This is a genomic window from Streptomyces sp. C36, from assembly GCF_040932295.1.
In the GTDB taxonomy this organism is placed as follows: Bacteria; Actinomycetota; Actinomycetes; order Streptomycetales; family Streptomycetaceae; genus Streptomyces; species Streptomyces triculaminicus.
In genome coordinates this window covers 169,198-184,157 of the sequence record NZ_JBFQGI010000007.1, presented here as the reverse complement: position 1 = coordinate 184,157, position 14,960 = coordinate 169,198, and the positions used below count along the sequence as shown (strand labels likewise).

The 14,960-nt window shown below is 72.4% G+C and carries 11 protein-coding genes and 1 tRNA gene; 8 read left to right on the top strand and 4 right to left on the bottom strand.

All coding sequences use genetic code 11. The features are described 5' to 3' along the window. Positions 1 to 5: 5 nt before the first annotated feature. Positions 6 to 78: transfer RNA gene (locus AB4K12_RS22095), tRNA-Arg, on the bottom strand. Between the two features lie 141 nt (positions 79 to 219). Here AB4K12_RS22095 and AB4K12_RS22090 point away from each other — a divergent pair. The 4 genes from AB4K12_RS22090 (at position 220) to AB4K12_RS22075 (ending at position 7,044) form a co-directional block, all read left to right on the top strand. Next, positions 220 to 1,818: a serine/threonine-protein kinase gene (locus AB4K12_RS22090; protein ID WP_368435840.1), complete on the top strand. Its 1,599-nt coding sequence runs from the start codon at positions 220 to 222 to the stop codon at positions 1,816 to 1,818. A gap of 52 nt (positions 1,819 to 1,870) precedes the next feature. After that, positions 1,871 to 3,493 carry a serine/threonine-protein kinase gene (locus AB4K12_RS22085; protein ID WP_368435839.1) on the top strand — a complete coding sequence of 541 codons (1,623 nt, stop codon included), beginning with the start codon at positions 1,871 to 1,873 and terminating at the stop codon, positions 3,491 to 3,493. Between the two features lie 58 nt (positions 3,494 to 3,551). Next, positions 3,552 to 5,174 carry a succinic semialdehyde dehydrogenase gene (locus AB4K12_RS22080; protein WP_368435838.1) on the top strand — a complete coding sequence of 541 codons (1,623 nt, stop codon included), beginning with the start codon at positions 3,552 to 3,554 and terminating at the stop codon, positions 5,172 to 5,174. Positions 5,175 to 5,247: 73 nt separating this feature from the next. Then, positions 5,248 to 7,044, top strand: a complete 1,797-nt coding sequence (locus AB4K12_RS22075; protein WP_368435837.1) for a GMC oxidoreductase — start codon at positions 5,248 to 5,250, stop codon at positions 7,042 to 7,044. A 663-nt stretch (positions 7,045 to 7,707) separates the two neighbouring features. Here the strand turns inward: AB4K12_RS22075 and AB4K12_RS22070 are convergent. Then, positions 7,708 to 8,034 carry a chorismate mutase gene (locus AB4K12_RS22070; RefSeq protein ID WP_368435836.1) on the bottom strand — a complete coding sequence of 109 codons (327 nt, stop codon included), beginning with the start codon at positions 8,032 to 8,034 and terminating at the stop codon, positions 7,708 to 7,710. Between the two features lie 323 nt (positions 8,035 to 8,357). Between AB4K12_RS22070 and guaA the strand changes: the two genes are divergently transcribed. From guaA to AB4K12_RS22055, 3 genes are all read left to right on the top strand, one after another. After that, entirely contained in the window at positions 8,358 to 9,962 is a 1,605-nt protein-coding gene (guaA, locus tag AB4K12_RS22065; protein ID WP_368435835.1) for a glutamine-hydrolyzing GMP synthase, read from the top strand. A gap of 210 nt (positions 9,963 to 10,172) precedes the next feature. Then, positions 10,173 to 10,979: a class II aldolase/adducin family protein gene (locus tag AB4K12_RS22060; protein ID WP_368435834.1), complete on the top strand. Its 807-nt coding sequence runs from the start codon at positions 10,173 to 10,175 to the stop codon at positions 10,977 to 10,979. Between the two features lie 130 nt (positions 10,980 to 11,109). Beyond that, positions 11,110 to 11,676, top strand: a complete 567-nt coding sequence (locus AB4K12_RS22055; protein ID WP_368435833.1) for a DoxX family membrane protein — start codon at positions 11,110 to 11,112, stop codon at positions 11,674 to 11,676. Here AB4K12_RS22055 and AB4K12_RS22050 read toward each other — a convergent pair. Together AB4K12_RS22050 and AB4K12_RS22045 are read right to left on the bottom strand one after the other, a co-directional pair. Continuing rightward, on the bottom strand, positions 11,669 to 11,911 hold the full coding sequence (locus AB4K12_RS22050; protein WP_368435832.1) for a hypothetical protein: 243 nt from the start codon (positions 11,909 to 11,911) through the stop codon (positions 11,669 to 11,671). The genes AB4K12_RS22055 and AB4K12_RS22050 overlap by 8 nt on opposite strands. Continuing rightward, positions 11,898 to 13,250: a PspC domain-containing protein gene (locus tag AB4K12_RS22045; protein WP_368435831.1), complete on the bottom strand. Its 1,353-nt coding sequence runs from the start codon at positions 13,248 to 13,250 to the stop codon at positions 11,898 to 11,900. The genes AB4K12_RS22050 and AB4K12_RS22045 overlap by 14 nt, the downstream gene beginning before the upstream one ends. 144 nt (positions 13,251 to 13,394) lie before the next feature. Here AB4K12_RS22045 and AB4K12_RS22040 point away from each other — a divergent pair, with 144 nt between their 5' ends. After that, complete coding sequence (locus AB4K12_RS22040; RefSeq protein WP_368435830.1) at positions 13,395 to 14,945, top strand: protein kinase; 1,551 nt, start codon at positions 13,395 to 13,397, stop codon at positions 14,943 to 14,945. Positions 14,946 to 14,960 lie beyond the last annotated feature (15 nt).

The following is a 14,960-nucleotide window of genomic DNA, read 5'->3' as shown; positions in this document are numbered from 1 at the left end:
GGACGTGCGCTCGGCAGGATTCGAACCTGCAACCTCTTGATCCGTAGTCAAGTGCTCTATCCGTTAAGCTACGAGCGCTCGGCCCCCGGTGGTTTTCGGCCATCCGGTCGGCGTTGCGGGAACAACTGTACATGAAATGTTCCGGTGCTCTTGCGCGTGCAGGGTGAAGCCGTCGGCACGACCACGGCTCGGCCCGGCGCCGTGGGGCAATATGTGCTCATGGGCACCTTCGCTGCACACGGCGGTCTCATCGCCGGGCGGTATCGGCTCGTCCGGAAGATCGGGCGCGGCGGGATGGGCACCGTATGGCGTGCCACCGACGAGCTGCTGGCCCGCGAGGTGGCGGTCAAAGAGCTGCATGTGGACGATCAGCAGTCCGCCGAGGCCGTCAGAGTCCAGTACGACCGCATGCTGCGCGAGGCCCGCGCCGTGGCGTTGATCAAGCATCCGAACGTGATCGTCATGCACGACATCGTCGAGCAGGACGGGCGGCCCTGGATCGTCATGGAGCTGATCGAGGGCCGGTCGCTGTCGGGCCTGCTCTCGGCCGAGGGCCCGGTCACCCCGCGCGAGGCCGCCCGGATCGGCGTGGCGATGCTGGGCGCGCTGGGCGCGGCGCACGCGCGCGGGGTGCTGCACCGGGACATCAAGCCGCCGAACGTCCTGATGGAGGCCGCGACGGGCCGGGTCGTGCTCACCGACTTCGGCATCGCCCAGGTGTCGGGGGCGACGACGATCACGGAGGCGGGCGCGTTCGTCGGCTCGCCGGAGTACACCGCGCCGGAACGGATGTCGGGCGGGCCCGCGGGGCCGCAGTCCGACCTGTGGTCACTGGGGGTGCTGCTGTGCACGGCCCTCAGCGGGGAGTCGCCCTTCCACCGCGACTCGCTGGGCGGCATCCTGCACGCCGTCGTCTACGACGAGATCCGCCCGCCCGAGGCGGCCGGGCCGCTGCTGCCGGTCGTCCAGGGGCTCCTGGAACGCGACCCGGCCCACCGGATGAGCGCCGACGAGGCGGAGCGGCTGCTGCGGGCGTACCTGGACACCGGCCGCCTCCCCGCCGTCCTGGAGCGCCGCACCCCCACGCGTACGGACCTGCCGGCCGCCCCCGGCCCCCCGGGGCCCGCCGGCGTCGCCCCGGCCGGCCTGCGGGCGCGTACGGCCCTGCTGGCGGCGGTCACGCTGGTGGCGCTGGCCGGTATGGGCGCGGGTCTCGCCGCGCTGCTGATCGACCGCGGCGCCGGTCCCGGCGCCGGGACCGACACCAAACCCGGCCGGTCCGTCGTCGCCGGGCCGCCGGAGCCGCCGAACGTGCCCGACGCGCCGGTCAGCGCGTCCGTCACCGCACCCTCCGGCTATCACGCCGTCCAGGACCCGGCGGGCTTCGCACTCGCCGTCCCCGACGGCTTCACCCGCTCCTTCGAGCCGCCACGCGTCTTCTACTACTCGCCCGGAAAGGAGTTCCGCATCGGCGTGCTGATCCAGGACGTGCAGGAGGGCGGCCCGATCGGCGTGATGCGCAGCTCCGCGGCCCTCGCCCCGGACCGCTATCCCGGCTACCGCGACGGCAAGGTGGAGCGCACGGTGCACAAGGGACACCGGGCCGCCTCCTGGGAGTTCAGCTGGGACGGCTTCGACGAGGGCGCGACCAAGGCCCCGGCCGGAGCGCGGCACACCTACGACCTCGCGTGGGACGAGGGCGAGAAGATGTACGACCTGTGGGTGTCCTCCCCGGCGGACAGCGCGGCGGAGGGGCGCCGCCATTTCGACACCGCGCTGTCCACCTTTGTCAGGACGAGGCCGGTCTCGTCCCCCTGACCACCGGCTTTCGATGTGCGGCCGCGGTGGGGCGCTTGGTAATGATGGGGCCATGACGAACGACGGGGGATGGGCGAGCGGGCCCACCAGTTACGAACTCCAGCCGCCGGCACCCGCGGGCACCCCTCATGCCCCCACCCAGGCGAACACCGCCGCCCCCGAACCCGGCACCGGCCGGGTCGTGGGCGGCCGTTACCGCCTCATATCCCGCCTCGGCCACGGCGGCATGGGCACGGTCTGGAAGGCCCGCGACGAGGTCGTCGACCGTGACGTCGCCGTCAAGGAGTCGCGCGTCCCGGACGGCGTGCCCGAGAGCATGCGCCAGAACGTCCACCTGCGCATGCAGCGCGAGGCGCGCGCCGCCGCCCGGATCGACCACCCTTCCGTCGTCACCGTCCACGACGTGGTCGTGGAGGACGGCCGTCCGTGGATCGTCATGGAACTGGTGCGGGGGAACTCGCTCGCCGACCGGCTCGCCGAGGGCACCCTGGACCCGCGTGAGGCGGCCCGCGTCGGGCTGGCCGTACTGGGCGCGCTGTCCGCCGCCCACCAGGCGGGGGTGCTGCACCGCGACGTGAAGCCCGACAACGTCCTGCTCGGGCGCGACGAGCGCGTCGTCCTCACCGACTTCGGCATCGCGCAGATCGAGGGCGAGCAGGGGCTGACGGAGACGGGCGCGTTCGTCGGCTCGCCCGAATACGTCGCTCCGGAGCGGGTGCTGGGCCAGCGGCCCGGCCCGGCGTCCGACCTGTGGTCGCTGGGCGTGGTGCTCTACGCGGCCGCCGAGGGCATGTCGCCCTTCCGCCGCTCCAACACACAGGCCACGATGCAGGCCATCCTCTCGTCGGATCCCCAGGTTCCGGCGCGCGGCACGGGGGCGTTCTCCGAGATCGTCATGCAGCTGCTGCGCAAGGACCCCGCCGCCCGCCCGACGGCCGCCGAGGTGCGGCAGGCGCTGGAGGACGTGGCCCACCCGCAGGCCCCGCGGCCGTCGTCGTTCACGGCCGGGGGCGCGCGGCCCGCCGGCAGCAAGTGGGCGCCGCCCGTGCTGCACGGCAACCGCAAGGCCCAGTGGGGGCTCGGGGGCGGCGTGGTGGCCGTGGCCGTCGCGGCGGCGCTGCTCGTCGTGAACCCCTTCGCGGTCGGGCCGGCCGTTCCGCTGCACTGGAAGGTCCGGGACGAGCCCGAGATCGTCAAGGCGTCGCTCGCGGTCCCCGAGGACTTCACCAAGGAGGTGAACGCGGACGAGGGCTGGGTCGCGTTCCGCGACCCCAGCGGGGTATTCAACATCGCCCTCACCCGTAGGACCGAGGAGCCCAGGAACAAGTACTCCTCCGAGCGCGTGGAGATCGGCTCGGCGGAGGAGGAGGCCGGGAAGCTGGCCAAGTCCTACAAGGACGGCAAGGTGTCCGGGATCAACGACCCCTCGTCGAAGACGTCCGAGGTCCCCTCCTTCCAGGGCATGGAGGCGGCCGAGACCGTCACCGTCTACCGCAGGTCGGGAGACGACGAGAAGGACCCCAAGCGGGCCTACCGCGAGCGTGTCATCGTCAACAAGGCCGGTACCGCGGCCTGGATTCTGAGCCTTCGGATGCCCGCCGCCGGCCAGGGCCGCAAGGACGGCGACAAGCTCTTCGACAACGTCCTGAAATACCTCAAAATCCAGGAGCAGTGACCCATTTGAGGTTACCGGCGGGTACCCAAAGCGTCCCACCCGTCATACGCTCACCCGCATGACGGACACGCAGGACACTGGAACAGTCGCCGATGGCAAGCCCCGTAATCCAGCAGCCCCGACGGGTACCCGCACCGCCGCCGATGTCGTCACCCCTGAGCTCGTCGCTCGCCTCACGCGCGCGGTGGTGAGCTCCGGCGGCAGCACGGCCAACCACACGCCCTTCACCGGGCGCAAGCTGGCTGATCTGCCGGAGTCGGGCCCCGAGGACGTCGCCACGGCCTTCGAGCGGGCACGGCGGGCGCAGCGGGCCTGGGCCGCGGAACCCGTACGGCGGCGGGCGGCCGTCCTGCTGCGCTTCCACGACCTCGTACTCGCCCGCCAGCCGGAGATCCTGGACCTGATCCAGCTGGAGACCGGCAAGGCCCGGCTGCACGCCCACGAGGAGGTCCAGGCGGTCGCCGTCGTCGCCCGGCACTACGGTCTCGCGGCGGCGTCGTACCTGCGCCCGAAGGCCCATACGGGCGTCCTTCCGGTCCTCACCAAGGCCACCGAACTGCGCCTGCCCAAGGGCGTGGTCGGCCACATCTCGCCCTGGAACTACCCCTTCGAGCTGTCGGTCGGCGACGCCCTGCCCGCCTTCGTCGCGGGCAACGCCATCGTCATGAAGCCCGACACCAAGACGGCCCTGACCGCCCTGTGGGCCCGTGAACTCCTCATCGAGGCCGGACTCCCCGAGGCCGTCTGGCAAGTCGTGCTCGGCGAGGGCCCCGTCGTCGGCCCGGCGGTCGTCGCGCACGCCGACTACGTCTCCTTCACCGGCTCCACGCGCACCGGCCGCGAGGTCGCCCAGGCCGCGGCGGCCCGGCTCGTCGGCGCCACGCTCGAACTCGGCGGCAAGAACGCCATGCTGGTGCTGCGCGACGCCGACCTCGACAAGGCGGCGGCCGGCGCCGTCCGCGGCTGCTTCTCGTCCGCCGGCCAGCTGTGCATGGCCATAGAGCGGCTGTACGTGCACTCCTCCATAGCCGACGAGTTCCTGCGGCGCTTCGCCGACCGCACCAGGGCGCTGCGCCTGGGCACGGGCCTCGCCTACGGCGCCGACATGGGATCGCTGGTGTCCCAGCAGCAGCTGGACACCGTGACCCGGCACGTGGAGGAGGCCGTCGCCAAGGGCGCCACGGTCGTCGCCGGCGGCAGGCCGCGGCCGGACGTCGGCCCGCTCTTCTACGAGCCGACCATCCTGGACGGCGTCCAGCCGCCGATGGCGGTGTGCACGGAGGAGACCTTCGGCCCGGTCGTCTCCGTCTACCGCTTCGAGGACGAGGACGAGGCGGTACGCCTGGCCAACTCCTCGCCGTACGGCCTCAACGCGAGCGTATGGACGCGGGACGGCCGGCGCGGCCGCGCGGTCGCCGCACGCGTGCGTGCCGGCACGGTCAACGTCAACGAGGCGTACGCGGCCGCCTACGGCAGCGTCGGAGCGCCGATGGGCGGCATGGGCGCCTCGGGGCTGGGGCGCCGGCACGGCGCCGAGGGCATCCTGAAGTACACCGAGGCCCAGACGGTCGCCCAGCAGCGGATCATGCCGATGGGCCCGGCCTTCGGGCTGGACGACGAGCAGTACGCGCGCGTGATCACCGGCGGGATGCGGGTACTGAAGGCCCTGCGGCTGCGCTGACCCACGGAGGGCGTGACACAGGTTGTGGCGCAGGGTGTGACGGAGGTTGTGATGGCACCGTACGGAGGTTGTCGTGGCACCGTTTGACTACGACGTCATCGTCGTCGGCTCCGGCTTCGGCGGTTCGGTCTCCGCCCTGCGGCTGACCGAGAAGGGCTACCACGTGGGGGTGCTGGAGGCGGGCCGGCGCTTCACCCGCGAGACCCTGCCCAGGAACTCCTGGGACCTGCGCAACTACCTCTGGGCGCCCGCCCTCGGCCTCTACGGCATCCAGCGCATCCATCTGCTGGGCAACGTCATGGTCCTGGCCGGGGCGGGGGTGGGCGGCGGTTCGCTCAACTACGCCAACACCCTCTACGTGCCGCCGAAGGCGTTCTTCGACGACCCCCAGTGGGCCGGGATCACCGACTGGGAGCGGGAGCTGCGGCCGTACTACGACCAGGCGCGGCGCATGCTCGGCGTACGCCTCAACCCGACCATGACGCCGTCCGACGAGCACATGAAGGCGGCGGCCGGGCGGATGGGCGTGGGGGAGACCTTCCACCAGGCGCCGGTGGGCGTCTTCTTCGGCGACGGCCGGGACGCGGACGGCACGTCCCGCGCACGGCCGGGCCAGGAGGTGCCCGACCCGTACTTCGGCGGCGCGGGCCCGGACCGCACGGCCTGCCGCGAGTGCGGCGAGTGCATGACGGGCTGCCGGCACGGAGCGAAGAACACCCTCACCGAGAACTACCTCCACCTCGCCGAACGGGCCGGCGCCGCCGTGCACCCGATGACGACCGTCGTGGCCGTCACCGAGGACCCCGGCGGCGGCTATCGCGTGCTGACCGTGCCCACCGACCGGCGCGGCAGGGCCCGCAAGGCGCCGCCCCGGGTGCTCCGCGCCGAACGCGTGGTGCTCGCGGCCGGCACGTACGGCACACAGACGCTGCTGCACACCATGCGGGACCGGGGCCTGCTGCCCCGGATCTCCGGCCGGCTCGGGGTGCTGACCCGTACGAACTCCGAGGCCCTGGTCGGCGCGGCGACCACGGACCGCCGCTACCGCACCGCGCACGGGCGCGACCCGGACTTCACCCGGGGCGTCGCGATCACCTCGTCGTTCCACCCGGACGCCAACACGCATGTGGAGCCGGTGCGTTACGGCAAGGGCTCCAACGCCATGGGGTTGCTGTCGATCCTCCAGGTGCCGGCCGGCACGCGCGCGCCGCGCGCGGTGGCCTTCGCCGTGCACTGCGCGCGGCATCCGGTGCAGCTGCTGCGGTCGCTCTCCAACCGCCGCTGGTCGGAACGCACGATCATCGGGCTCGTCATGCAGTCCCTGGACAACTCGCTGACCACGTACCGGCGGCCCAGGGGGCCGGGCAAGGGCCTGCTCACCGCCCGGCAAGGGCACGGCGCGCCCAACCCGCGGCAGATCCCGCAGGCCGCCGAGGCGGCCTCGCACGTGGCGAGCGAGATCAACGGCTTCCCGGGCAGCAACGTCGGCGAGCTGATCGGCACCCCGCTCACCGCCCACTTCATCGGCGGCTGCCCCATCGGCCCCGACGCCACGCGGGGCGTCATCGATCCGTACCACCGGCTCTACGGGCATCCGGGCATCTCGGTCGTGGACGGTGCGGCGGTCTCCGCGAACCTGGGCGTGAACCCGTCCCTGACGATCACGGCCCAGGCCGAGCGGGCGATGTCGTTCTGGCCGAACAAGGGCGAGGCCGACCCGCGCCCCGCGCCGGGGAGCCCGTACCGCCGCCTGGCGGCGGTCGAGCCCCGCGAGCCCGCGGTGCCCAAGGACGCCTTCGCGGCGCTGCGGCTGCCGTTGCTGCCGGTGCCGGAGGTGCCGCGGAGGGGGCAGCGACCCGAAGAGGCGTAGGAGGCGGCGTAGGAGGCGGCGTAGGAGACGCCGCGGTCACGGCGAAGGGCCCCGGGCCGGCTCCGCGGGGGCATGCGGGCGGCCTCGGGGCCCTTGACTGCCGGCACCGAGGTCAGGGCAGGGTCGGTGCCGCGGAGCGGCGCCGGGGGGAGCGCCGCGGGCTGGAGGGGTGAAACCTGGTGGTTGAACTCTTGGTTGAACCGGGTGGTTGAACCAATGGCAATGCGGGACAAGGGATTTGGCGTGCCCTTGTGTTCCCTTTGCATCGTGCGGGATACCACGCTCCGGGCGCAACCGTTTCGACCGGATACGGTCGGTTCCAGGCGTCCCTGGAACCGACCGCCCCTTGGGGTGGCGGCCGGGCTGCTGTCCCCTGCTGACCGGTCGCCTCGCCGCCCGAGTGAGGTCCCACGACGCGCGTGCTCGCGCGTCTCACACTCCGGCGGATCCGCCCTGTCGTGCCGGGCGCCCAGATGAACAGGGACGGAAGCCACGCGTGGATTTCGGTGGGCCGCTCCTGGCTGGTGCGGACACCGGAATCAACGAAGATGATCAGTTCGCGGTCACGCTCCGTACGAGTGACGACCGCCGAACTCGGGTGCGGCTGTTGATCAGACGCACCCGCTGGTCGGACGCACCCGCTGATCGGACGCGCCCGCGTGATCAGACGCGCCCGCGGCACAGCTCCAGGAGGGTCATGGCGAGGGCGGTGCCGGGCTTGCCGAGCTGGTCCCGGTAGTGGCCGAGGATCTCCATCTCGCGCGAGAGGTTCACCCGGCGGCCGCCGGAGCCGATGCGCTCGCGCTGGATCACCGCCGAGACGGCCATCCGCTCCTGCACGAGCCCGATGATGCGGCCGTCGAGATCGTCGATCCGTTCCCGGGCGTCGGTGATCACGTCGGCGGCCTCGGCCGTACGGGCGCCGGTGTCGGGGCTGACGGCGGCGGGCCGGACGGAGGCGGGACGGGCGGTGGCGGTCTTGGCGCTCATGTGTGTTTCTCCAAAAAGGGGACGCGGCCCCCGGAGCGGCAGGACCCGGGAAACGACAGGCGCCCCGGGCCTTGTCGGCCCGGGGCGCCTGGGAAGTCGCTCGTCAGTTGCTAAGCAGCACAACCGCCTACGACACCCCAGCCGGCGGGCCGGGTGCCATAGGTAAAGACGAAGGTCAGCTGCTTGCGCATGGCGCACAGTATGGCCCCGGAGCGAGCCCGGGGCAAAGACGCATTCGGATGGTGAGACAAAAGCAAGCGCCCGCGCCCCGGTAGAATCGACAAATACAGACCCCCACCTCCGATCGCCGGAAGGCCGCTCCCGTGTCAGCAGCACCCCCCGCCGCCGCCCACGACAACACCGCGGAACCGGTGCTCGTTGTCGACTTCGGCGCGCAGTACGCCCAGCTCATCGCCCGTCGCGTCCGTGAGGCCCGGGTCTACAGCGAGGTCGTGCCCAGCACGATGCCCGTCGCCGAGATGCTCGCCAAGAAGCCGAAGGCGATCATCCTCTCCGGTGGCCCCTCCTCGGTCTACGAGGACGGCGCCCCGCGCCTGGACGACGCCCTCGGCCTCTTCGAGTCCGGTGTCCCCGTCTTCGGCATGTGCTACGGCTTCCAGCTGATGGCCACCACGCTCGGCGGCACGGTCGACAACAGCGGAGCGCGCGAGTACGGCCGTACGCCCCTGCACGTCACCAAGTCCGCCTCGACGCTCTTCGAGGGCACCCCGGTCGAGCAGTCGGTGTGGATGTCGCACGGCGACGCCTGCTCGGCCGCTCCCGAGGGCTTCACCGTCACCGCGTCCACGGACGTCGTGCCGGTCGCCGCCTTCGAGAACGACGAGAAGCGCCTCTACGGCGTCCAGTACCACCCCGAGGTCATGCACTCCACGCACGGCCAGCTGGTCCTGGAGCACTTCCTCTACCGCGGCGCGGGCATCGAGCCGACCTGGACCACGGGCAACGTGATCGAGGAGCAGGTCGAGGCCATCCGCGAGCAGGTCGGCACCAAGCGCGCCATCTGCGGCCTGTCCGGCGGCGTGGACTCCGCCGTCGCCGCCGCGCTCGTGCAGAAGGCCATCGGCTCCCAGCTGACCTGCGTCTACGTCGACCACGGCCTGATGCGCAAGGGCGAGACCGAGCAGGTCGAGAAGGACTTCGTGGCCGCCACCGGCGTCCAGCTGAAGGTCGTCGACGCGCAGGAGCGCTTCCTCGCCGCGCTCGCCGGGGTCTCCGACCCCGAGGAGAAGCGGAAGATCATCGGTCGGGAGTTCATCCGGGTCTTCGAGCAGGCGCAGGCCGAGATCGTCGCCGAGGGCGCGGCCGACGGCGAGGACGTCGCGTTCCTCGTCCAGGGCACGCTCTACCCCGACATCGTCGAGTCCGGCGGCGGCACCGGCACGGCCAACATCAAGTCCCACCACAACGTGGGCGGCCTCCCCGAGGACCTGGAGTTCAAGCTCGTCGAGCCGCTCCGCCAGCTCTTCAAGGACGAGGTCCGCATGGTCGGCCAGGAGCTCGGCCTGCCGGACGAGATCGTCCAGCGCCAGCCCTTCCCCGGCCCCGGCCTCGGCATCCGCATCGTCGGCGAGGTCACCAAGGAGCGCCTGGACCTGCTCCGCGAGGCCGACGCCATCGCCCGCGAGGAGCTCACCGCGGCCGGCCTGGACCGCGAGATCTGGCAGTGCCCGGTCGTGCTCCTGGCCGACGTCCGCAGCGTCGGCGTCCAGGGCGACGGCCGCACCTACGGCCACCCGATCGTGCTGCGCCCGGTCTCGTCCGAGGACGCCATGACCGCCGACTGGACGCGCATGCCGTACGACGTCCTGGCCCGCATCTCGACCCGCATCACGAACGAGGTCGCCGACGTGAACCGCGTGGTGCTGGACGTGACCAGCAAGCCGCCGGGGACGATCGAGTGGGAGTAGTCCCACCGGTCCTGTCGTAGGGCCTCAGATCAACGCCACCGCCGTCGCTCATTCGTTTGAGCGGCGGCGGTGGTGCTTGCGGTGGCGTTTGCGGTGGTCTCGGTGGTGTCTTCGGAGGTGGGACCTGACCGCCGCTGTACACCTCTGGCCTCCGCCGGTACCCGGCGGTAGCTTCCGACCCGTAGCCACGGATCACGGAGGAGGCCCGTCATGCCCGAGGCCCGCGCCGGCGCCAGCGCCCCCGAGCCCATACCCACCGACCAGCTGCACTTCGCCATGCCGCCGAAGCACGACTCCGTCGAGGACGAGCGGCGGTACCGCAAGGAGCGGCTCGCGGCCGCGCTCCGGCTCTTCGGGCGGTTCGGGTTCGAGGAGGGCGTCGCGGGGCACATCACCGCGCGCGACCCGGAGTTCACCGATCACTTCTGGGTCAATCCCTTCGGGATGTCCTTCAAGCACGTCATCGTCTCCGACCTGATCCTCGTCAATCACCGGGGGCAGGTCGTCGAGGGCCGGTACCACGTCAACCAGGCGGCGTTCGCGATCCATTCGCAGATCCACAAGGCGCGGCCCGACGTCGTGGCCGCCGCGCACAGTCATTCCACCTACGGGCGGGCGCTGTCCGCGCTGGGGGAGCTGCTCGAGCCGATCACGCAGGACGTGTGCGCGTTCTACCAGGACCACACGCTCTTCGACGACTACACGGGCGTCGTCGTGGACGAGGAGGAGGGGCGGCGCATCGCGACCGCCCTCGGGCCGCACAAGGCCGTCATCCTGCGGAATCACGGTCTGCTGACCGTCGGCGACTCGGTGGACGCGGCGGCGTGGTGGTTCATCACGATGGAACGTTCCTGCCAGGTGCAGCTGGCCGCGAAGGCGGCCGGCAAACCGGTGCCGATCGACCCGGCGCACGCGGCGCACACCCACGAGCAGCTCGGCAACGACCTGGTGGCGTGGATCAACTACCAGCCGTTGTACCAGCAGATCACCCGGAGCGAGCCGGACCTGCTGGGCTGAGCGGTCGCCGCGTCGCGCAAGCCCTGTGGACAACCCCCGGCGGGCGCCGAGAGGGTTGTCCACAGGGCTGAACGCGTTTTTCCCTCCGCACGTATCGTCGAGGAACGGCGAGAGGAAGGCGGTGGGCGGCATGTCACTCAGGACGGGGCTCAGGACGGGGCTTGGAACCGGGCTTGGAACGGGGCTCGGGGCCGGGCCCGGGAGTGCCGGGGACGCGGAGAGCCGGCGGATTCGGTATGCGCTGATTCCGCTGCGGCTCTTCCTGGGGATCACGTTCGTCTACGCGGGCCTCGACAAGCTCACCGACCCCGCCTTCCTCGCGGCCGACGGTCCGGGCTCGATCGGCGAGCTGATGCGGGCGGCGCGCGACACCGCCGGGCTCCCGGGCCTGGTCGACCTGGCGCTGAAGAGCCCGGTGGGCTTCGGCTGGGCGATGGCGCTGGGCGAGCTCGCGGTCGGCATCGGCACGCTGCTCGGGATAGGGGCGCGGGTCGCCGCGGCCGGGGGCGCGCTGATCTCGCTCAGCCTGTGGCTGACCGTCAGCTGGGCCGCGACGCCCTACTACTACGGCAACGACCTGCCCTATCTCATGGCCTGGCTGCCGCTGATCGTCGCGGGCGCGCCCCTGCTCTCGGTGGACGGGCTGTGGGCCCGCCGCCGACGGGAGCGTGCCCGGCGCGACGCGTCGTTCAGCTGAGGCCGTCCGGCTGCCGGTCCGACTGCCGGTCCGTGCCGCGGGCGCGGTGACGGCGGACGGCGTAGGTGAGGGAGGAGACCGTCCCGGCCACGCAGAAGCCGGCCACCATGACGGGCAGCAGCAGGTAGGAGGGGAAGTGCCACGAGCCGTCCGCCGCCGCCAGATACGCCAGGCAGCCGCCGATGAGGACGAGTCCGACGACGACCTTTCCCGGCTCGAAGTCATGACGCCACACGGGTCACCTCCACCTGGCCGACACCGGCCTTGAGCTCGAGTTTCAGGGTGCCGTGCGAGGGCTGCCCGGAGGCCGGGGGCAGGGTCGTCCGCTGGTGCCGGCGGGGCTGGACGTCGACGTCGTCGCGGGCCTCGCCCGGGAGGCGGATGTCGCCGACGCCGACCTCGATGTCCAGCTCCGCGGTGACGTCCTCGGGCAGGACGACCCGGAGCTGTCCGGCGCTGACCTCCGCGTGGACGGTGACCGGCGCCGCGCCGGGGTCGGGCGCCGTGCGGGACCAGGGCACGCCGGTCAGGTCCAGCGTTCCCACGCCGGTGCCCAGGGCGTAGTGGTCGCGCAGGGCGGCGCGGTCCGAGGGGCGCCAGGTGGAGCGGGTCCAGTCGGCGGTGACGGACTTGGGCAGCGCGGCGGCGCCCGTGAGCAGCGCGCCGGTCAGCACGGCGGCGACGATCGTGCCGCCGCCCGTGCGGCCGTAGCGCGAACTGACCGTGATGCCCAGGCCGAAGACGCCCAGCGCACAGGCCAGACCGATCTCGAGGGAGGTGCCCAGCGGCCGGTGATGCCAGGTCAGGCCCGTGCCGAGGCCGAGGGCGGCCAGGGCCAGCAGGAAGGTCCAGCCGCCCAGGTGCCGGGTGGTGGGGGACGCCGGGCGGGCGGCCGGTGTGCGGGCCGCGACGCCCGTCGCGTACGGCGCGCGGGCCGGGGAGTCGTCGGGTCCCCACAGGTATCCGGTGCCGTGGGCGATCGCGGTGGCGGCGGCGGTGTCCTTGGCCGGGTCGCGCCACCATGACGGGGAGCCGAAGGCGGGAGGGGCCTGCGTCTCCGGCGGCGCCTCCATGGTCTTGTGAGCGCGGTGCGCCTTCGGGGGCTTGTGCATGCCGTGGGCGCCCGGTTCGGCGGCGCCGTCCGGACGCTCGTCCTCGGCGGCCCCGTCCGGCCGGCGGTGCCGTGACCAGTACGTGGAGCCGGTGACGGCGAGCAACAGCAGCAGCGCGAAGGACATCACGCCGCTGTTGTTGAGCATGGACAGGAACAGTCCGCAGCCGACGAGCGCACAGAGCACCGCCGTGAGCGCCGGCCCCTCGACGCGGCCCGACAGCATGCGCCGGGCCTCGTTCTCGTCCTCGCCCTCGAGGGGGATCAGCAGCCAGGCCAGGCCGTAGGCGATCAGCCCCAGGCCGCCGGTGACGCCCAGCACGCCCAGCACCACGCGGAAGATGACCGGGTCCATGTCGAAGCAGCGGCCCAGGCCGCCGCAGACACCGGAGATCACCTTGTGCTCGCGGCTGCGGCGCAGCGGCGGGGTGGCCGCGTGCTCAACGGGGGGTGCGTCGGTCATGAGGACATCGTGTCAACCGGAACGCCTGTGCGGCATCCGTGGCGACCCTGGACGTTCCCTGAGATCGTCCCTGAGACCCGGCCGGTTAGGGTGGCGCATCGAACACCAGCGGGGGAACCGGAGGAACGTGCGGTGCACGGGGCAGTGCCTGAGACAGGTCGGCTCATCGCCGGGCGGTACCGGCTCGCCGAGCAGATAGGCCGCGGTGGCATGGGCACCGTCTGGCGTGCCGAGGACGAGTTGCTGGGCCGTCAGGTGGCGGTCAAGCGGCTGCACGTCTCCCCGGGGCTGGAGGAGGACGAGCTCGCCACCCTCTACGAGCGCACCCGCCGCGAGGCGCGCAGCGCGGCCCGTATCACCCATCCCAACGTCGTGGTCGTCCACGACGTGGTCGAGGACGGCGGCCTGCCCTGCATCGTGATGGAGTACGTGCCTTCCAGAACGCTCGGCGACGTCCTCAAGCGCGGCACGGTCACCCCCGAGGAGGCCGCCAGGGTCGGCCGCGGCATGATCGCGGCGTTGCGCGCGGCGCACGCCGCCGGGGTGCTGCACCGTGACGTCAAGCCCGGCAACGTCCTGCTCGGCCACGACGGCCGGGTCGTGCTCACCGACTTCGGCATCGCCCACTCCACCGGCACCTCGACCCTGACCAAGACGGGCGAGATGGTCGGGTCCATCGACTACATCGCCCCCGAGCGGGTCAAGGGCGCCAAGCCCGGACCCGCCTCCGACCTGTGGGCGCTGGGCGCGACCCTCTATCAGGCGCTGGAAGGACACCCCCCGTTCCGCCGGGACACGGCGGTCGAGACGGCGTACGCCATCGCCATGGACCCCCTCGAGCCGCCGCGTCACGCGGGACCGCTGGCCAAGCTCATCGAGACCCTGCTGGCCAAGGAGCCGGACCTGCGGCCCCCGGCCGAGCTGGCGGAGCAGATCCTGCGCGAGCCGGCCGCCGAGCCCGAGACGGCGCATCTGGTGATCCCGCCGCTGGAGCCCCGCCCCGAGCCGCCGACCGTGCCCGCCTCCGTCGCCCCGCGGCCCGCGGCCGCCGGCACCGCCCGCCGGGGTCGTGCGGTGTGGTGGGTCACCGCCGCCGCGGTCGTCGCAGTGGGGCTCGCGGCCGGCGCGTACGTCCTGTTCCCGGGCGACGGCCAGGAGGACGAACGGGCCGTGCCGGCACCCGCCCGCGACGCCTCGGCGCCGCCGGCGTCCACCGCGCCGAGCGAACCGCCGCCCGTGCCGGAGGGCTATCACCTCGTCAAGGAGCCCCGGCTCGGCGTCTCCTTCCCCGTGCCGGACGGCTGGAAGCGCAAGGACGAGACGGACAAGGCGGATACCGAGGTCAACTACGTCGATCCGTCGGGACTGCTCGGCATCAAGGTCAACGTCCTGGACTTCGCGAGCCCGAGCCACCTCCAGCACTGGAAGGACGTCGAGGAGCAGCTGCGCAAGAGCGTCAGCGGCTACGAACGGCGCCGGATGCAGGAGACGCGGTTCCGGGGCGAGCCGGCGGCCGTGTGGGAGTTCACCTTCAAGGGCAGGGCGCGCGACTGGCAGGCCATCGATCTGGGGTTCGGGCGCGAGGGCGGCAACGAGTACGCCATCTACCTCTCGGCGCCCAAGGCCGACTGGGACCGTCACAAGCACGTCTTCGACGTGGTCCGCGACGGCTTCCGCCCGGCCGCCACGTCCTGAGGCCCATGGCCCGGT